Source organism: Methylotetracoccus oryzae (assembly GCF_006175985.1).
In the GTDB taxonomy this organism is placed as follows: Bacteria; Pseudomonadota; Gammaproteobacteria; order Methylococcales; family Methylococcaceae; genus Methylotetracoccus; species Methylotetracoccus oryzae.
Map to the genome: position 1 here is coordinate 20,314 of NZ_SRSH01000025.1, position 19,113 is coordinate 39,426.

The window sequence follows — 19,113 nt, forward strand, 5'->3', positions numbered from 1 at the left end:
CAATATTGAACTGCGTAGGAGTCCTAACGGTTGTCGGTGTACCTCAACGCAGCGAACGGCCGCACCACCGCCCTGTGTAACCAGCGCATCGGATAGCCCGCTTCCCGAAAACCTTCGACCAGCCACTACCCGTTGAAGGTCGACTCCACCGTTACGCCCGCCTACTTCGACCGATTGGGCTGCAGTGGATTTAACGTCAGGGTCACATCGTTCACTCTAGCCTCTCCAGTATTCGGCGATCGCCTGCGTCGATCACCATCACGTGGCTGTTTGAATTCAGAGCAATATCCCAGCAATATGCCGGACAGATTCCTCGATTTCCCATTGCCAAAGCCAGTGTCACAACGGCCCCGAGGCGGTGATGAAACGGGACAACTGATGCGCTGCGGTTCGGAATTAGGAGTTCGGCCTGATGTGGTTGATTTATGCTCTCTCGGCTGCCGTGATCTGGGGCATCAGTTATGCCGCCAGCGGACGCGCCATCGCGCGCGGTGTGCCACCGCTCGTGTTTTTCACGCTCTATGCGGCCGTGGCCCTGGCGATGGGCCTGGCTACTCTGCTCGTGACCGGCAGAATCGGCACGCTGTCGCGCATTGGTCAGACCATCGGCGACGACCTGGGATGGCTGGTTCTCGCGGTGACCACTTCGGGCCTCGGCGCGCTGCTGATCTATCTCGCCATCGGCGAGAAAAACGCGACCGTGGCGTCTCTGATCGAAATTTCCTACCCGCTCTTCGTCGCCCTCTTCGCCTGGCTGTTCTTTCAGGAGATTCAGTTTAATCGGCTGACCGTCGCTGGAGCTGCGTTGATCTTGAGCGGCGTGGCCTTGGTCTATCTCGCGAACAGATGATCGGGTCAGGTTAATTGTTCGGTAAGCTCCTGGTTCGTCCCTGGCCTGCCCGGCGTAGCGGAAAAACCTCGCTTAAGCGAACCACCGACCGTTGGTCGGCGTGAGTTGTGGCGGCGCGCACCGCCCGTCCGATACGCGGCGATCGCTTCAGGTAAACTTCGGCCATTCAATTGGGCGGTACTGATGCGGCATATCAACTACACCTACCTCCTTTACTTCTGGACGGTACACAGTGAGGGCTCTGTAAGCCGAGCCGCGGAGGTATTGCATCTGACCCCGCAGACCATCAGCGGCCAGATCAAGCAACTGGAAGAGAGCATCGGTGTTCCGCTGTTTCGGCGTGAAGGCCGCTCGCTGGTGCTCACGGACACCGGGCACTTGGTGGTCCAATTCGCCGACGAGATCTTCACGCTGGGGCGGGAACTCACCCAGGTGCTGCGCTTTGGCGCCAAACCTCGGTCGCCGCGCACTCTGGCGGTCGGGGTGGTGGACTCACTCGCCAAGCTGATCACCTGCGAGATCCTCGCGCCTGCTATGACCCTCGAGGAGCCCGTACGGATCGTCACGCGGGAGGCCACGCTGGAGGAACTGCTCGCTGAGATCTCGGTACACCGCCTCGACATCGTGCTCTCGGACCGCTCCCTGCCTGAACTCAACGTGCGCGCCTTCAGCCACTCACTCGGCCAGAGCAGCGTGGCATTTTTTGCACGAGCCGACCTGGCAGGCGAACTGGCGGGGGATTTTCCCGGCAGCCTCGATGGGGCGCCCTTCCTGCTGCCTGCGGCCCGCGACTCCCTGCGGACACGTCTGGAGGAATGGTTTGCTGATCAGGAACTTCGCCCGTTGATCGCCGCGGAAGTCGACGATAGTGCGCTGATGAAGGCGCTGGGTCAGCAGGGACTGGGAGTCTTTACGGCTCCGGCCGCAATCAGCGAGCGCGTGTGTGAAAACTTCGGGGTCGTGGAAATCGGCCGTACAGCCGATTTGATCGAGCGTTTTTATGCGATAGTCCCTCAGCGCAAGATCGCCCACCCTGCAGTGCTCGCTATAACCGAAAGCGGACGCAGACATCTCGATCCGGCCGACTGAATCCAGGCTTTACAAGCTGTGACTACGGTCTCTACCCCGCCAGTCCCGGAGAACCGCACTCCAGCGACCATCCGGATCGGGAAGAGATCGCATGGTATTCCGCACTCACTCGGCGCGTCGCCTCCATGGCTTCACGTCTTGGATGCATCGCAACAGCGGTGACACGATCGCGCTGCTGCCGACCAACGACTGCGATCCGGTGCTTGATGCTTCCCCTGCGGGCAGCGAGCAAGATTCGCCAATTGGGCGAACGACCGCACCGCCACCCGCGCCAAACCCTGCACGATCACGCGACACGACACATTTCGCTAGTCGCGCAGCACCCGAATGATACGGCCCGTGGCAGAGGCCACGATCACATCGTAGACACCTGCATTCGTGCGAATCTCGACGATGAATCGCCTGCCCCGGTTCCTGCCCGACACGCGCAGTTCTGCTTCCAGCACCTCGCCTGATCCGACTGCACGTTGAGCAGCGTCGATCGCGTCGCCGAGCGACAGCGTGGCCCGATTAAGGCGCGCCGTGACTCTCTGCACGCGTCGTGGACTTCCGAAGGCGTCCGAGTCCACCAGTTGTCCGGTGATCCGGTCGTACTCTGCCTCGATCAGTTGGTTGCCGCTGAGCAGTTGCACCTCGACGTATCGGTTATAACGCTCGGCCACGAAAGCGCGACCGCCGAAGGCTGACTCGGCGGTCGCGATGAAATCCTGCAGCGGCTGCGCCATGGCCGCTCCTGAGCCCAGCACGAGCAGCAGCACCGTCGCGACGATTGATGGGAAAGTACGGATATTCATGGTTCACCTCATTGAATCGGCTGATGATTTTCTGCCAAGCAAGCGCTTCCGGCGGGTATGAAGATAGGCTCGCTCCGAAGACAAAAAAATCAGATCCTTCCGTAGGCAAACTTCGAGATTATCGAAAGGAACCGGCATGTCGGCTGTCGAAGCCGTCAGCAGCGGGGGATTCAATTGGACGCGGCCGAGGCTACCCAAGCCTTGGCGCAGTTCGGACAAGGTGCATCTTTGGGCTGGGACCCGAGGACACATTCGCTCGCAGCGTGGCACTGCTTGCGTGTCGACTCGGGGGCAATGAGCGGTATCGAGGACCCGCTGGATCAACCGCCGGCATGGCCAGCGGCAGTACGAAAACGGGGCAAGCTGTCATCACGCCGTTCTGTTCCACGCATGGCGCACGCGCGGTGCCCCGCAACCGGAGATGACACCCTGAACGGCACGGAAATACCTGGCAAAGGATCGCTGATCCGCCTCTCCCTGCTCAGAGGCGGGGCAGCGGGGCACCGCCCCCTCGTCAGCCGCCATGGGCGGAATAACGTGGGCCAGCATTCATGTCGTGTAGCCGGGGCCTTCCATCACTGCGAAACCTTGCGAATCTCCACCAGATTGTCGGAAAAGGTCGGGGCGTGGCCCATGTCGGCAAACTCGGCCGCGCTGATGCAGTTGACCGTGCCGGCGTTGAGTTGCCGCCAGTACCCCAGCGTCGCTACGACCACGCCCGGATTCACGTCAGCAGTGACATGGGCCAGCGCCTCGAAGGCACCGCGATCGTTGAACACGCGCACGGTGCCACCGTCACGAATGCCGCGCTCGGCGGCATCGGCCGCATTGATCAGCACGAACTGCTCACCCTGAGCCTGCAGTTTGCCGTCCATGTTCGCGTAACAGGAATTGAGGAACGAGTGGCTCTTCGGAGACACGATGGACAGCGGATACTTTCGGGCCAGTTCCGGATTGACTGAAGGATTTTCGCGGGCCGGCACGTAATCCGGCAGGACATCGAGCGCTTCGCCGGGCTGAAATTCCTCGTACATCTGCCGGAACGGCCCCGCGACGAAGTTGTGCGGGTTGTCCAGCAGAAACTCGCACTTGCCCGACGGCGTCGGGAAGTTGCCCTCCCGGTGCGGCGCGCGATCGTCGGGAGTCCCGACCTTCAGCCGCGCGTAGCCCTGTTCGCGCAGCGTACTCAGATCGATGCCGTCGCAGGCTGGTGCGTCCCAGTCCACAAAACGCTCCAGACATTCCGAATCCGACCACTGGAAGTTCGGCTCATCGTAGCCCATGCGAGCGGCCAGACGGCGAAAGATCTCGCTGTTGGGAAGCGCCTCGCCCGGCGACTCGACGCACTTGGCGTTGTACGTCAGGTACAAATGCCCCCACGACAGGATGATGTCTTCCATCTCCGCGCCCATCGAGGCCGGCAACACGATGTCGGCGTAACTGGCCGTGTCGGACAGGAAGTGCTCTGCCGACACCAGGAATAAATCCTCGCGCAGCAGGCCCTGCACGATCTTGTCCGTTTCCGGTGCCTGGGTCACCGGATTCGAGTTCCAGCACATCATCGACAGAATCGGCGGATCAAGCGGCATCTCGCCGGTCAGCGCGCGACCAATCTGCAGGTTGCTGACGACGCGCGTGCCCTTCGGGATCAGGTCGGGGCGGCAGATCACGTCGAACTTGTACGGATGCTCCCAGACCGAGAACTGCGTCATGCCGCCGCCGACATGGCGCCAGGCGCCGGTCAGGGCCGGAATGCAGGTGACCGCCCGGATGGCCTGCCCACCGCCCCGATGACGCTCCAGCGCCACGCCGATCCGGATCGCCGCCGGCTGGACGGTCGCCAGTTCCCGCGCCAGCGTGCGGATGTCATCGGCGGCGACGCCGGTGATCGATTCGGCCCACTCCGGTGTCCGGTCTTTCGCTCGCTCTGCCAGTTCCGCATAACCGACCGTGTAGTGATCGACATAGTCCCGATCAACCAGATCCTGCTCGATGATGGAATGGATCAGGGCCATGGCCAGCGCGCCATCGGTGCCCGGCTTTGGGCAGATATGCCAGTCGGCTTCCTTGGCCGTGCGGGAGGCGTAAGCATCGATAACGACAACCTTGGCGCCGCTCTTCTGGGCGTCCTTGACGATGTGCCAGTGATGAAGGTTGGTGCTGACCGAGTTGCACGCCCAGATCACGATGTAGCGGGAATGAATGTAGCTCTCGGGATCTACGCCCGCGGTCGGGCCGACGGTCAGCAGCCAGGCCGTGGAGGCGCCTTCGCCGCAGAACGTCCGCTCACAGACGGTCGCACCCATACGATTAAAGAAGGCATCGCCCCCGTTCAATCCGTGCACCAGACCCTGATGACCCAGATAGCTGTAGGGAATGATGGCCTGGGGACCGTGCTCGGCGATGATGGCCTTCCAGCGCCCAGTAATCTCGTCCAGGGCTTCGTCCCAGCTGATGCGCTCGAACTGCTTGCTGCCTTTGGGTCCGCTGCGGCGCAGCGGGTACAGCAAGCGATCGGGATGGTAGTGGCGCTTTTCGTAGTCCTTGAGCTTGACGCACAGCCCGCCACGCGTCAGCGGGTGATCGGGATTGCCCTTTACGCCCTTGAGCCGGCCCTCCTCCACCTCGAACACCATCGAGCAGGTATCCGGACAATCGTGCGGACAGCCGCCGAATGCAAACCGAGTCTTCAAGGACGCTGACATACGTTTGGCCCCCAGGGTGGTCAAGAGCGAGTGGAACGGATCGAGGCCGGGTAACCTTCGCACAGTCCACCGCAACGACACAATCGTCACGCCAACGTCCGCCTTTCCGCGTCTGCATCACCCCGAATCGACTGGGACGGCGGGAAAGCCGCACGCAGCACATCGCCCTCCCGCTCAGCCCACCTTGACCGAACGCATCGAAATCGACCCCAAGGTCACTTGCTCGCAGAAAAACTCGATGCGGTCCTGCGGATCCGCCATTCCGAGCACATACAGCAGCGGCAGGAAATGCTCACGAGTCGGCACGGCTTCGTGCGCCGCCGGCGCCAGCGTTTCGTAGCGGATGACCGACTCGAAGTCGCGCGCGAGGATGCGAGTTCGGATTGCGCTGTCGAACGCGACGGCCCAGTCGAAAGCCGAGTCCTGCCAGATGAGCGTGTGCAGGTTGTGCACGATATTCCCGCTCCCGATTACGAGCACCCCTTCGTCGCGCAGCGGCTTCAAGGCCGCACCGAGCGCAAAGTGCCACGCCGTGTCCCGGGTTCGATCGAGGCTGAGTTGGACGACGGGGACATCTGCGTGCGGAAACAGCCGGCACAACACCGACCAGGCCCCATGATCGAGACCGCGTTCGTGATCGGTTCGAATGTCCTGATCGGTCAGTAACTCGCACACGCGCTGCGCCAAGGCCGGCGAACCGGGCGCTGGGTAAACGAAGGCGGAAAGTGCCTCGGGAAAGCCGCGGAAGTCATGGATCGTCGGCGGCTGCTCCATCGCCGTGACCTGAGTTCCTGCCGTCTCCCAGTGCGCGGAAACGCACAGGATGGCTCGCGGTCTCGGCAGGGATACCCCAACCCCAACCCAAGTTCGGCTGAACTCGCTGTCGGCGATCGCATTCATCGGGCTGCCATGGCCGACGAACAGGACGGGCATCCTGCTCGTGGAGTGGTTGCGATCCATCGGCATGGAACGGGGCGCCTGAGCGGTCATCGGGATCCCCTTAGAGCGTTAACGCGGCCGCTCTCGGCGAGCCGAGCGTGCCGTCGCGGTAATCGGCCAGGGCCTGTTCGATCTCGTCGCGGGTGTTCATGACGAACGGCCCGTACTGCACCACCGGCTCGCCGAGAGGCTTTCCGGCGAGTAGCAGGAAGCGCGCCTCTTCCGATCCCGCCTGCAGGCGGACCGTGTCGCCATCGCCGAGAATGCCGGCGGCTCGGTGCGGCAGTACCCGGTCCTCGTCACCCACCACCGCCGTACCCTCGTAAAGGTACACGAACGCATGATGGCCCCCCGGCACCGGCGCGCGGAACTCGGCGCCCGCAGGAAGGATGACGTCGAGATACAGCGGTTCGGTGCTGAGTCCCTGAATTGGGCCGGCAACAGGCTGTCCGCCCTGCTCGAACGTGCCCGCGATCACGCGGACCGTGCCGCCCGCCTGATCCAGCGCGACGACCGGGATGTCCGCTGCGGGGATGTCCCGGTAGGCGGCCGGCTTCATCTTCTCCTGGGCCGGCAGGTTGATCCAGAGCTGAAAGCCCCGCATCCGGCCTGCCGTCTGCTGCGGCATCTCCGAATGAACGATGCCGCGCCCGGCCGTCATCCACTGCACGTCGCCCGGACCGAGGTCGCCGCGATGACCGACATTGTCCTCATGGCGCATATGGCCGTCGAGCATGTAGGTCACCGTTTCGAAGCCGCGGTGCGGGTGTGCCGGGAAGCCGCGGAGGTAATCCTCCGGATCGTCCGAGAAGAATTCGTCCAGCATCAGGAAAGGGTCATGGCGCAAGGTCGGCGACTGCCCCAGGCTGCGCCGCAGTTTGACGCCGGCGCCGTCGGACGCCGCGATGGATGGAACGGTACGTAACAGCGATCGAGTGGTCATAGCCAGGCTCCGGTCAGAATGCGTGATGAGGGCGAGATTCCAAAGTGGGGTCAGCGTGAGTCAGCCGGCACGGCGCGCGTCGAGACTCCAGGGCCCGGCGCCATGCACGAACAGCAACAGGAAACCACCGGCAATCGCGACGTTCTTCAGAAACAGGATCATCTGAATCTGCTCCGAAAACGCGCTGTGGAACAGCACGGCGGCCAGCAGTGCGAATCCCGCCAGAAGTAGCGCGGACGCCCGCGTGTGCCAGCCGAGGATGATTGCCAGCGCCCCGCCGACTTCCAGTGCGATGACCAGCGGCAACCACTGGCCGGACACGCCCGCCGCGGCCATGTAGGCCTGTGTACCGGCGTACTGGCCGACCTTGCCGACACCCGACAACAGAAAGATCGCGGCGAGCGACACGCGACCTGCCAATTCGAGGGCCTGGTTGAGATTTGTCATGGACTTCTCCAGCAGTTGATGAAAGGTGGAGCCATTAAAGAATTGATTACATCGAGAGAAAAGCACAATATTTCGGCTTATCCAATCGATTTTCTCGATAGCCTTGACATCACCGCCGAAGATTTCACTGGAGCAGTGGCGGACCTTCATCGCCGTCGTCGAAGCCGGCGGCTATGCGCAGGCCGCGGCAACGCTGTACAAGAGTCAGTCGACGCTGACCTACGCGGTGCAGAAGCTCGAACGCCTGCTCGGCGTCAAGGCCTTTGAAATCCAGGGCCGCAAGGCAGTCCTGACCTCTGCCGGACAGGTCTTGTACCGCAGGGGCAAGATTCTGATCGAGGAAGCGATGCGCCTGGAACGCGCCGCGGCCAGCCTCGCGTCAGGCTGGGAAGCGGAGATCCGGCTGGCGGTGGAGATCATCTTTCCGACCTGGCTGCTTCTGGACTGTCTCGCGCGTTTTGCCACGGAACACCCGGAAACCCGCATCGAACTCATCGAATCCGTACTGAGTGGAACCGACGAGGCGCTGCTCGAGGGGCGGGTCGATCTGGCCATCGGCTCGTGGATTCCGCCCGGCTTCATCGGCGACCCGATCATGCCGGTGCGTTTTATCGCGGTGGCGCGTCCCGACCATCCCCTGCACCAGCTGGGGCGCCCGCTGACGCTGGAAGACCTGAGCCAACACCGGCATCTGGTGATCCGCGACACGAGCCGGGACCGCTCGCGCACACCGGGATGGCTCAACGAACGACGCCTGACCGTCAGCCACAAGAGCACGTCCATCCGGGCGGCCTGCATGGGACTCGGCTATGCGTGGTATCCGGAAGACATGATCCGGCGGGAGCTGGAGGCCGGTGAACTACAGGCGCTGCCGTTGCGCGAGGGAGCGGAACGCTGGGCGACGCTGTATCTGATGTTTGCCGATCGCGATGCGAGCGGTCCGGGCACGCTGAGGATGGCCGAACTGATCCGGGCCGGCATCGCTGAGCAGTGCCCAAGGCCGAACTGATCGATGGTGCGACGACGTCCCGGACTAAACGGTAAGCGGATGGGCAAAATGCCCTCAATGCGACCAGCCGAGGCCCCGCCGCCCGCGTGCAGGACGGGTAGGCCGCGGCACATGGGCACAGCCAGTGGCCGCACCGCGACAGGGGCCGCGCACGGCCCCTTTTAGGAATGGGCTACCAACCCTAGCGACCTGAGCGTTGAAGTGTCAGCCGAATACCCTGGCCCACCCGGCTGGCGCAGCTCAGGGTGACAAAGCCCCTCCCAACACGCAGACAACTCAACGCACTCTCGGAGGTCGGGTTGAACAAGGGATCGACAAACACGGCCGAACTGACGGCCTCATTGAGGTTCAGCCTGATGGCTCCCGACGACCGCAGGAACACCGCATACAACTCGCCGTTCAACGGATTGCGCGACTGGACCACGGACGGCGAACTCTGGCTGTTCGGGCTGGTATACGTCATGGCCGAAGCACTGTAGCGACGCGAGCCCAGGGGCACACGGGCGAGATTGTCGAAGTTCGGCACGGCACGGAGCAGTTGCAGCGTGTTGTTGAAGACCCAGCTGCTATCCGCGTACTGCTGATCCAGGTTCATGGCCAGGGTAAAGCCGAACCAGGAGCCCTGAGCGCCAGCCATACCCGCGACCCGAAGGTGCTCCGTCACGAATTGCGCGGTCGGCGGATAGGTCTTGTGCGCCGTGTTCAGCACCACTCTGGAGGCCGGGACGAAGTTGGTGGGAATGCCAGCCCCCTGGTACGAAAATGCCGGTAAGCGGGTTTGTGGATCGCGGCTGCTGGCGATCTGATTATTACCGTCCTGGGTCCCCTTTTCGAGATAATAGAGATCGAGGCGCAGGCTTCCGTCCGCATACCAGGCCCCATAGGTTGAGGCAAACTGGGGGCTAGTGATCTGCCAGACATTTCCCGCGACCAAGCATGGAGATCCGCAGGGTGATGGTTTCTCCCGGTCTTCCCCATGCAAAATCTCGGTCAGCCTCTTTACGAAAGCCTTCTTGCCCTCCATGTACGACGCGTAAGATCCCTGCCCTCCGGCCTCCCGGTTTGCGCAGCCGGCTGAAATGTTCGGCAGCAAATCATCCATCATCACGGCGGCATGCTCGCGACTACGGATACTTTCCAGCAGTGCGGCGATCATCTGGTTGACGACCCATTGGCTCTGCAGATTCAACGCAGACCATCGCAAGTCGTTCGCGGCCGACGCGGCATAGAACGTGGACTCGAAGTCGGCTACCGTCGCATCCGTTGACAGGACAGGGTCCGGATCGGTTTTGCTGCAACCGAATCGCGACAGCAGCACCATGTCCTCCGGATCCAGATCCGTGTCCTTGCCGATCACGCGATCCCGCCTTAGAGTGGAAAAACCTGACCCATCGTCGGTGTCATCCCGGAATCGGGATTTCCCACTGTTGAAATCGAATACGACGGGATAATGGCCGGCGTTGAAGTCTTTCATGACGGCCAGCGGGCCGAACTGTGGATCACCCGCCTTTTTCTTGTTGACCATTACATAGCCCATGGCCAAGGCATGCTGTTCCGATCTGGCCCGCTTCGGAGTGGCACCGTTGATGATGCGGCTCCAGTTATGAACATGGTGAGAAAGATTGAAATCGGGGTCTGCCGCGTGGGCGCCCGAACACAAGAGTAAAGACAGCAGCCCTAAGGCCAGTTGAGTGGATCGCATGTGGTCATCCTGTATTGCAACGAGGTGCGCCAGCGGTTGGGCCATGGAGAAACTCTTAATCGATACAGAGCCGCGCAAGACGGCGGAAAACCTGATGCCGCGACTTTAACTCCATTACATCCTGAATAATCGTCTATCCGAGATCAGAGCAGACGGAAGGCACAAACCCAATCACCACTGACGTGAGCCATTATTCCAGACCACTGATAAATGAAAAATCCACAATACTGGGTATCACATAGGACCTAAGACAAAGCCAAAAAAAGCATTGATCAGATGGAAATTAATCCGATCGCAATAGACACCATTACGGGAACAGGATAAGTTTCCGTCACCCCATACCGCGCCTGGAAATAAGGTGCGAGCGAGACAGCAAGGGATCGCGGCCCAGGGCGATTTACCGCCCAAATGCGCACGCATGAACGACCGTGGATAGGTCACCGAGCCGGGCGACTGTCAACCGGTGGCACGCGAAGCATGCCGCACTTCCGCTAGCCGAACGCTATCGACGGGTGATGGAAATCCCATCGCTCCACCTAGCCCAAAGTCGGTAATCCCCGAAGGGAGAAATGTCACGTCGACGTGGTGAAACCGGACATTCTGACGGCAGCCCGTGCCTCCGCCACCTCCGCTCACCGGTGTGTCGCGCGGGCCGCGATACCGGGCCAGCGGCCAGACTGCCCGCTACGCCATCGGTCGCAACGAACACCGAGTCATGCGTCCGACGCCAGCTGTGGGACAATTCACGCAGTCCTCACACCCCTACCGATCCGCACCCCAGTCACGCGCATGCCCACCGAACTGATACACGTCGATCCCCAGCATCCCGCTGTCGAGGGCATTGTCCGAGCGGCGGGGATCATCAAGGCCGGCGGCCTGGTGGCCTTCCCGACCGAGACGGTTTACGGCCTCGGGGCAAACGCGCTGGACGCCACGGCCGTGGCGAGGATCTTCGAGGCGAAGCAACGCCCTTTGACGGATCCGCTGATTGTCCATCTGGCGCAGGTGGCGCAGGTACATGAGGTCGCAGCAAACATCCCGGACATCGTTCACCGGCTCGCAGCGCGCTTCTGGCCCGGGCCGCTGACGCTGATTCTGCACCGCGCTGCGAAGGTACCCGCGAGCGTGTCGGCCGGGCGCGATACCGTAGCCGTGCGGGTACCGGCGCACGCCGTTGCGCATGCCCTGCTCGTAGACTGCGGCCTGCCGATCGCCGCCCCCAGCGCAAACCTGTTCAGTCGCCCGAGTCCCACGACGGCACAGCATGTTCTGGAGGATCTCGACGGGCGGGTCGACCTCGTGCTGGACGGCGGCTCGACCACGATTGGTTTAGAGTCCACGGTCATCGACCTGACGGCGGCCTCGCCTATCCTGCTGCGGCCCGGTGGCCTACCCCCGGAAGCGCTGCGGGAAATTCTGCCCGAACTGCGCATCCCCGAAGCGCCCCGGATCAGCGCCGACGACGAGCACGCAGCGTCGCCGGGAACCCTGCTGAAGCACTACTCGCCCCGCGCGGCGCTGCTGCTGCTACGAGGCGAGGCTGACGCGGCGCAGCGCCTGGCATCGGACATCGTCGAGCAAACACGACAGCGCGGGCGAACGATCGGCCTGCTGATTCCAGCGGAGGAAGCGGGACTCTATGGCGGCTTGAGCGCGGCGTTCGCCTCGTTGGGGGAGTCGGACGATCTGCCGGCGGTTGCTCGCGTACTGTTCACGCGCCTGCGCGACCTCGACAAGCGGAAAGTGGACCTGATCCTGGCACGCGAGCCGGCGGGCGGGGGGTTGGGGCTGGCAATTCGAGATCGGCTGTTCCGCGCCGCCGAGGGTCGCATTATCGACGCGGGGGCATCGCTCGACGTCGCCAAACTGCTGGAAGCCGTCTTGCCAGCGGACTGACCAAGGTGGAATGGAAACTGCGGGCGTAGGGGGCCGATCACCCGGGGCAGGATGAGACCCGTCTGAAGACTTGTAACAGCGAAAAGCGCGGCAACCCGGATCAGTGACGATCCGAGCGGCCGCGGAGTGTGCTCAATTCAGGCCTTTGGCGGCCCGTAATAGCCCTTCTTGTCGTGCTCTGTTTCAACCAGCAGTCTTGCGCCTTCAAGCACTTGCGGCACCAGACCGTCGCCGCCGCTCGCGATGTAGTCCAGCAAATCCTGGCGCATGCGCGGATCCCAATAGGTTCGCAAGTGGTTGCGTATGCCTTCGGCCCGCCTTTCCGGCGGGTAGGGTGCGAAAAAATCGCCGATCTGGTTGGCCATCGTCAGCAGGCGCTGCAAATCGAGTACCGTCTCGCCCATTTGTCCCGGACCCGGTTTGACCGCGGCGCCCATTAGCTGACCGCCTCCGCCACCTCATCCTCGCGCGCCTCGGCTTTGGCGCATGTGGGTGGCACATCGACACGGGCGACTTCAACGGCGGTGACTTTGTATTCCGGGCAGTTCGTCGCCCAATCCGACAAATCCGACGTCACAGCATTCGCCTTCGATGTCGCATGATGGAAGGTCGTATACACGATGCCCGGGTTGACTCGCGTGGAGAGTTTGGCGCGAAGCCGCGTCTGTCCGAAGCGGCTGGTCACGGTGACCCAATCGCCATCGCGCAGGCCGCGGGCCTGCGCATCGGCGGCATTGATTTCGAGCCGGTCCTCGGGATGCCAGCGCGAATTCGCCGTGCGACGGGTCTGGGTGCCGACGTTGTACTGGCTCAGTATGCGGCCGGTGGTCAGCAACAACGGGAAGCGGTCGTTCGTGCGCTCGGCGGTCGGCACGAATTCGGTCAGCATGAAGGTGCCGCGACCGTTCGCGCGCGGGAAGGTCTTGGTGTGCAGCACTTCGGTCCCCTCGGGGGCATTCTCGTCACAGGGCCACTGCGCCGAACCTATCCGTTCCAGCAGGTCGAAGCTGAGGCCCTTGTAGGCTGGTGACAGCCGCGCCAGTTCGTCGAGAATTTCCCCGGCATGCGCGTACTGCGCCGGGTAGCCCATCGCATTCATCAGGCGCACCACGATTTCCCAGTCCTGGTAGCCCGCGAGCGGCTCGACGACCTTGCGCACCCGGTTCACGCGTCGCTCGGCGCTCGTGAAGGTCCCTTCCTTTTCCAGCGACGAACTGCCCGGCAGGAATACATGGGCATAGTTCGATGTTTCGTTCAGGAAAAGGTCCTGCAGCACGACGCATTCCATCTGCCGCATAGCCTCGACGATATGGTGCCGGTTCGGATCGCTCTGCACCGGGTCTTCGCCCATGATGTACATACCGCGAAAATGGCCGGTCAGCGCCGCATCGAACATGTTCGGCAGACGCAAGCCAGGCTCGGCGTCCAGCGGCACGCCCCATTCGTGCTCGAATGAACCGCGTACCTCGGGGTCGGTCACGAAGCGGTAGCCGCTGAACACGTGAGGCCAGCTGCCGAGGCAGCTGCCGCCCTGAACGTTGCCCTGGCCCCGCAGCGGATTGACGCCAACCCCTTCCCGGCCCAGCATGCCGCAGGCGAGGGACAGATTACCCAGGCACATAACGCCCGTGGAGCCCTGCGAGTGTTCGGTCACACCCAGCCCGTAATAGATCGCGCTGTTCGGCCCGCCGGCATAGAGGCGCGCCGCCTGCCGGATGGCCTCCGGCGCGACGCCCGCGACCGGGCCGATGACTTCCGGCGCATAGCGGTCGCTGCCGACCAGCCCCATCCACAGCTCGAACTCGTTCCATTCGCAGCGCTCGCGCACGAACGCCTCGTTGTAAAGGCGTTCGTGCACGATGACATGGCCCAGGCTGTTCAGGATCGCCACGTTGTTGCCCGGCCGCAGCGGCAGATGCACCGTCGCTTCGCAATGCGCGGATTTGACCGTCTCGGTTCGCCGCGGATCGATCACGATGAGCTTGGCGCCCTGGCGGATCCGCCGCTTCATCAGCGAGCCGAACACGGGATGGCCTTCGGTCGGATTGGCGCCGACGACCATGATCACGTCGGCCTGCAGGATCGAGTCGAAATGCTGGCTGGCCGCGCCCCATCCGACGGTTGCCGACAGCCCGAACTGCGTCGGCGAGTGGCAAATCCTCGCGCAGTTGTCGATGTTGTTGTTCCCGAAAACGGCGCGTGCCAGCTTTTGCACCAGGAATATCTCTTCGTTGGTGCAACGCGAACTGGACACCGCACCGATCGACTTCGTGCCGTAGGTGCTCTGGATACGCCGGAATTCCGCGGCGGCGTGATTGAGGGCGGTGTCCCAATCGACTTCCTGCCATGGCTCTTCGATCGAACGACGGATCAGGGGCGTCCGCACCCGGTCGGGATGGTTGTAGTAGTCGTAGGCGAAGCGCCCCTTGATGCAGCTATGACCGTGATTGGCCTTGCCCTCCTTCCAGGGAATCATCCGCACGATGCGGCCGGCCCGGGTTTCCGCCTTGAAGCCGCAACCTACGCCACAATAGGCGCACGTGGTGACGACGCTGCGCTCAGGCTTCAGTGGATTGGGCATGACGGTACTCTCCTTCGAAAAGACTCTTTTCAACGAGCGCCTGGGTCGGGCAAGTTTGCACGCAGGCACCGCAGCTGACGCACTCGGAATCGAAAAAGGGCTGATCCTGGCCCGCCGCCACCTTCGACTCGAAACCGCGTCCGTCGATGGTCAGGGCAAAGGTCCCCTGTATCTCCTCGCAAGCCCGTACACAGCGACTGCAGACGATGCACTTGGCGGGATCGAAGAGAAAGTACGGGTTGGACTCATCGACCGGACTGGCCTGATGGTTCTCACCCGTGCCGTAGGGATGAGAGGTCACGCCCAGCCGCTGCAAGGTTTCGTGAAATTCACTCCACCCGCCCGGGATGTCCTCGGCAGGGAAGTCGGACAGGTACAGCTCCATGACGCCTCGGCGCAACGCCGCCAGCTTCTCCGATTCGGTCCGCACCGCCATGCCCTCCTCCACCAGCGTCGTGCAACTGGCGGGAAACCCCTTCCGGCCTTCGACTTCAACCAGGCACACCCGGCAACTACCGAAAGGTTCGAGGGTATCGCTGGCGCACAGCTTGGGCACCGCATGGCCGGCGCGGGCGGCCGCCAGCATCACTGAACTTCCCACCGGTACCGTGACGGAAACGCCATCGATGGTCAGCGTAACGTCGGGTCCATCCCGAGGAGGGGTTCCCAGATCGACGCCATCACGAAGATCTCGAAGCTCAGCCCACATGCGCAAATCTCCCGCGAATTGCCTAATTATTATCAGACTCTATAGCTAGGTCTTTGCCCGATATGTTGGCCCGAGACGGGGACTTCGTCAACACCTCGACGACACCCTCTGCCGCAAGGCAAGAAGGACCGCCCCCCCCTCAATGGCGAACCCGAGCGGGAATTACGGCGTGATGCGGAGCGTCGTCGGAGAGGAAGAGTCGGGGGCAAGGGCCGCGATGCTCGGCCGAGGGCGAGACCGATGGCTCATGTCAAAGCGGCGGGGATCTGCGGAAATCAGCTAACGAAACAGCAAGGCGCCGCTCAGCCCGGATAGGCGTTGGCCCTGCTGCCGGGCTGAACCGGCTGGACGTTGTGCGACTGTTCGTCGATTGCCCGTATGCGCGTCTCCATGTAGAGCAGCGCGTCGTTGATGCCCTCTTCGGTCAACCGGCTGTCGGTAGGCGGGCTCAGATAGCCCTGCGCGGCGTGTTGCCGCAACACCGATTCCCAGTCGAAGACGCGGTCATCCCAGGCTTCGATCTCGTCGAGCGGGGGGGCTTCGAGGTTCGCGCCGTCATGACAGGAGGCACACGCGCCCTGGTAGATGTGCAGGCCTCGGCGGTAATCCGGAGGCCGCACCACCACCGGTGCAGGCGGCTCGGCCGGAGGCGGACTGGAGCAGCCCACTGCCACCAGCGGGAGAAGCACAAGTAACCATCGCCACATCGGGTCGCGGTCAAGCGCTTCCGATGAACGGGGCGTGCTGTCGCTCACCATCGGGACCCCGGGTCGATAGCGACCCAGCGGAGCGAAATCCGCCTCACCGCGAACCCGCGAGAACGACCGCTCAGACCGTACCGACCGGGAATGACTGAAATCATCGAACTGTTCCGCGCGTTCGGTCAGCCTCGGCCAGTGGCGGAAGCACCTTTGACCTCGTGCGCCGAAATGCCGAAAGCTTCAGGCAGCGGCAATGCCCAGATTGTCCCAGATCGCGAGGCTGGCCTCGGACTGGTTCAAGGTATAGAAATGCAGGCCCGGGGCTCCGCCATCGAGCAGCGCTCGACAGAGATCCGTCACGACTTCGATACCGAAGGCACGGATCGCCGGGCGATCGTCGCCGAAGCCTTCGAGCCGCTTGCGGATCCAGCGCGGGATATCGGCACCGCACAACTCCGAGAAACGCGCCAATTGGGTGTAGTTGGTGATCGGCATGATCCCGGGCACGATCGGGATATCGATCCCGCCCTTGCGGCAATCGTCCACGAATCGAAAGTAAGCCGCGGGGTTGTAGAAATACTGTGTGATCGCGCTGTTCGCGCCCGCTTCGACCTTGCGCTTGAAGTTGCGGATGTCGAGTTCGATGTTCGGCGCCTGCGGGTGACACTCGGGATACGCCGCAACCTCGATGTTGAAATGATCCCCGGTTTCCTGGCGAATGAAGGCGACCAACTCGGAGGCGTAGCGAAACTCGCCGGCCGACAACATACCGGAGGGCAGGTCGCCGCGCAGCGCGACGATGTGGCGAATACCCTGAACGCGGTAACGGTCCAGCACTTCGCGAATGTTCTCGCGGGTCGACGCGACGCAGGAAAGGTGCGGGGCGCATTCGATGCCGGTGCGGCCCTGTATCTCGACGACGGTCTCGAAAGTGCGTTCGCGTGTCGAACCGCCGGCGCCAAAGGTCACCGAGCAGAAGCGTGGACGGAGCCGGGCCAGTTTGTCGACCGTCACCCGCAACGCGCTCGCCGACTCCTCACTCTTCGGCGGAAAGAACTCGAAACTGTAAAGCTTGCCGTTCGTGGTATGCGATGCCATCGGTACACTCGGAAACTGTGGCTGGCATGCGACTGCTCAACGACGAACCGAGGAGCCACCGCACTCAGCCGGCCCGCGGCAGCGACGGGCAAGATGCCTGTCGCCGCAACGGAAGATGAAGAAGTGCGTCGAGAGGACGACCTTAGCCGTCTCGTCGACGCGAATCCGGCGCGGAAGACCGGATTAGTAGCGGTAGTGATCCGGCTTGTACGGACCGTCGGCCGGGACGCCGATGTAGGCCGCCTGCTCTGCGGACAGCACCGTCAGATCGGCGCCGATCTTTTCCAGATGCAGGCGCGCGACCTTCTCGTCGAGGTGCTTCGGCAGTACGTAGACCTTGTTCTCGTAACGCTCGCCGTGGCAGAACAGCTCAATCTGGGCCAAGGTCTGGTTCGTGAAGCTGTTCGACATCACGAAGCTCGGGTGGCCGGTCGCGCAACCCAGGTTGACCAGGCGACCCTCGGCCAGCAGGATGATGCGCTTGCCGTCCGGGAAGATGATGTGGTCGACCTGGGGCTTGATATTCTCCCAGCGATACTGGCGCAGGCTGGCAACCTCGATCTCGGAATCGAAGTGACCGATGTTGCAGACGATGGCCTGGTTCCTCATCGCCGCCATGTGGTCATGCGCGATCACGTTGACGTTGCCGGTCGCGGTCACGAAGATGTCGGCCTTCGAGCAGGCATCGTCCATGGTCACGACGCGATAGCCTTCCATCGCGGCCTGCAGCGCACAGATCGGGTCGATTTCCGTGATCCACACGGTGGCGCCCAGTCCCCGGAGCGACTGCGCACAGCCCTTGCCGACGTCACCATAACCCGCCACGACGGCAACCTTGCCCGCGATCATCACGTCGGTCGCGCGCTTGATGCCGTCCACCAGCGATTCGCGACAACCGTACAGGTTGTCGAACTTCGACTTCGTGACCGAGTCGTTGACGTTGATGGCCGGGAACGGCAAACGGCCTTCGGCCTGCATCTGGTACAGACGGTGCACGCCCGTCGTCGTTTCTTCGGTGACACCCTGGATCCCGGACAACATCTTGCTGTACCAGCCCGGATGGCTCTGCAGGCGCTTGCGGATCGCGGCAAACAGCACGCGCTCCTCGTCGCAGGTCGGGTTGTCGAGAACGGAGCGATCGCTCTCGGCCTTGGAACCGAGCACGACCAGCATCGTGGCATCGCCGCCGTCGTCGAGGATCATGTTCGGGCCGGCATCACCCGCCCACTCCAGGATGCGGTGCGTGAATTCCCAGTACTCCTCGAGCGACTCCCCCTTGTAGGCGAAGACCGGAATGCCGGCCGCGGCGATTGCAGCCGCCGCGTGATCCTGCGTCGAAAAGATGTTACAGCTTGCCCAGCGGACTTCAGCCCCCAGGGCGACCAGCGTTTCGATCAGGACCGCGGTCTGGATGGTCATATGCAAGCTACCGGTGATCCGCGCACCCTTCAGCGGTTGAGCGGCGCGGTATTCTTCACGCACCGCCATCAAGCCGGGCATTTCGGTCTCGGCGATTGCGATTTCCTTGCGACCCCAGTCCGCCAGCGACATATCGGCGACGTGGAAATCCTTGAAGGACGGATTAGCGACTACAGCGTTCATAGGCATGTGCTCCCAGTGATTTAGCCGGGGTCCGACGATGGGACCCAC

16 protein-coding genes are annotated in these 19,113 nt (G+C 62.8%); 4 read left to right on the forward strand and 12 right to left on the reverse strand.

Annotated elements, in window-relative coordinates:
* Positions 1–412: 412 nt before the first annotated feature.
* Both BWR02_RS19075 and nhaR read left to right on the forward strand, forming a co-directional pair.
* Entirely contained in the window at positions 413–850 is a 438-nt protein-coding gene (locus tag BWR02_RS19075; protein ID WP_139559504.1) for an EamA family transporter, read from the forward strand.
* Positions 851–1,033: 183 nt separating this feature from the next.
* Positions 1,034–1,939, forward strand: coding sequence for a transcriptional activator NhaR (gene nhaR / locus BWR02_RS19080; RefSeq protein WP_139559505.1), 906 nt, complete (start codon positions 1,034–1,036; stop codon positions 1,937–1,939).
* Between the two features lie 308 nt (positions 1,940–2,247).
* On the opposite strand, the gene BWR02_RS19085 is transcribed toward nhaR, so the two are convergent.
* From BWR02_RS19085 to BWR02_RS19105, 5 genes are all read right to left on the reverse strand, one after another.
* Positions 2,248–2,733 (reverse strand): PepSY domain-containing protein, encoded by a 486-nt coding sequence (locus BWR02_RS19085; protein ID WP_139559506.1) that lies wholly within the window; start codon positions 2,731–2,733, stop codon positions 2,248–2,250.
* 575 nt (positions 2,734–3,308) lie between these two features.
* Positions 3,309–5,426: a molybdopterin-containing oxidoreductase family protein gene (locus BWR02_RS19090; RefSeq protein ID WP_236102435.1), complete on the reverse strand. Its 2,118-nt coding sequence runs from the start codon at positions 5,424–5,426 to the stop codon at positions 3,309–3,311.
* A 186-nt stretch (positions 5,427–5,612) separates the two neighbouring features.
* On the reverse strand, positions 5,613–6,371 hold the full coding sequence (gene ygiD, locus BWR02_RS19095; RefSeq protein WP_139559508.1) for a 4,5-DOPA-extradiol-dioxygenase: 759 nt from the start codon (positions 6,369–6,371) through the stop codon (positions 5,613–5,615).
* A 67-nt stretch (positions 6,372–6,438) separates the two neighbouring features.
* Positions 6,439–7,320: a pirin family protein gene (locus BWR02_RS19100; protein WP_139559509.1), complete on the reverse strand. Its 882-nt coding sequence runs from the start codon at positions 7,318–7,320 to the stop codon at positions 6,439–6,441.
* A 60-nt stretch (positions 7,321–7,380) separates the two neighbouring features.
* The gene (locus BWR02_RS19105; RefSeq protein ID WP_139559510.1) at positions 7,381–7,767 is read right to left on the reverse strand and encodes a DoxX family protein; all 387 of its coding nucleotides are present in this window, start codon (positions 7,765–7,767) and stop codon (positions 7,381–7,383) included.
* 103 nt (positions 7,768–7,870) lie between these two features.
* On the opposite strand from BWR02_RS19105, the gene BWR02_RS19110 reads away from it, so the two are divergent.
* The gene (locus BWR02_RS19110) at positions 7,871–8,776 is read left to right on the forward strand and encodes a LysR family transcriptional regulator (protein ID WP_139559511.1); all 906 of its coding nucleotides are present in this window, start codon (positions 7,871–7,873) and stop codon (positions 8,774–8,776) included.
* Between the two features lie 181 nt (positions 8,777–8,957).
* Here BWR02_RS19110 and BWR02_RS19115 read toward each other — a convergent pair whose 3' ends face one another.
* On the reverse strand, positions 8,958–10,478 hold the full coding sequence (locus BWR02_RS19115) for a hypothetical protein (protein WP_139559512.1): 1,521 nt from the start codon (positions 10,476–10,478) through the stop codon (positions 8,958–8,960).
* Positions 10,479–11,267: 789 nt separating this feature from the next.
* Between BWR02_RS19115 and BWR02_RS19120 the strand changes: the two genes are divergently transcribed.
* Positions 11,268–12,374 (forward strand): L-threonylcarbamoyladenylate synthase, encoded by a 1,107-nt coding sequence (locus tag BWR02_RS19120; protein WP_139559513.1) that lies wholly within the window; start codon positions 11,268–11,270, stop codon positions 12,372–12,374.
* Between the two features lie 137 nt (positions 12,375–12,511).
* Here BWR02_RS19120 and BWR02_RS19125 read toward each other — a convergent pair whose 3' ends face one another.
* The 6 genes from BWR02_RS19125 to ahcY all read right to left on the reverse strand — a co-directional run bounded on the left by BWR02_RS19125 (position 12,512) and on the right by ahcY (position 19,065).
* Positions 12,512–12,811 (reverse strand): formate dehydrogenase subunit delta, encoded by a 300-nt coding sequence (locus BWR02_RS19125; RefSeq protein ID WP_129883234.1) that lies wholly within the window; start codon positions 12,809–12,811, stop codon positions 12,512–12,514.
* Positions 12,811–14,955, reverse strand: coding sequence for a formate dehydrogenase subunit alpha (gene fdhF, locus BWR02_RS19130; RefSeq protein WP_139559514.1), 2,145 nt, complete (start codon positions 14,953–14,955; stop codon positions 12,811–12,813). Before fdhF ends, BWR02_RS19125 begins: the two co-directional genes overlap by 1 nt.
* Positions 14,933–15,664, reverse strand: coding sequence for a 2Fe-2S iron-sulfur cluster-binding protein (locus BWR02_RS21560; protein ID WP_139559515.1), 732 nt, complete (start codon positions 15,662–15,664; stop codon positions 14,933–14,935). The genes fdhF and BWR02_RS21560 overlap by 23 nt, the downstream gene beginning before the upstream one ends.
* Before the next feature lie 302 nt (positions 15,665–15,966).
* Positions 15,967–16,353 carry a c-type cytochrome gene (locus BWR02_RS19140; RefSeq protein ID WP_162560244.1) on the reverse strand — a complete coding sequence of 129 codons (387 nt, stop codon included), beginning with the start codon at positions 16,351–16,353 and terminating at the stop codon, positions 15,967–15,969.
* Between the two features lie 252 nt (positions 16,354–16,605).
* On the reverse strand, positions 16,606–17,463 hold the full coding sequence (gene metF / locus BWR02_RS19145) for a methylenetetrahydrofolate reductase [NAD(P)H] (protein ID WP_139559517.1): 858 nt from the start codon (positions 17,461–17,463) through the stop codon (positions 16,606–16,608).
* 183 nt (positions 17,464–17,646) lie between these two features.
* Positions 17,647–19,065 carry an adenosylhomocysteinase gene (gene ahcY / locus BWR02_RS19150; RefSeq protein WP_129883229.1) on the reverse strand — a complete coding sequence of 473 codons (1,419 nt, stop codon included), beginning with the start codon at positions 19,063–19,065 and terminating at the stop codon, positions 17,647–17,649.
* Between the last annotated feature and the right edge of the window lie 48 nt (positions 19,066–19,113).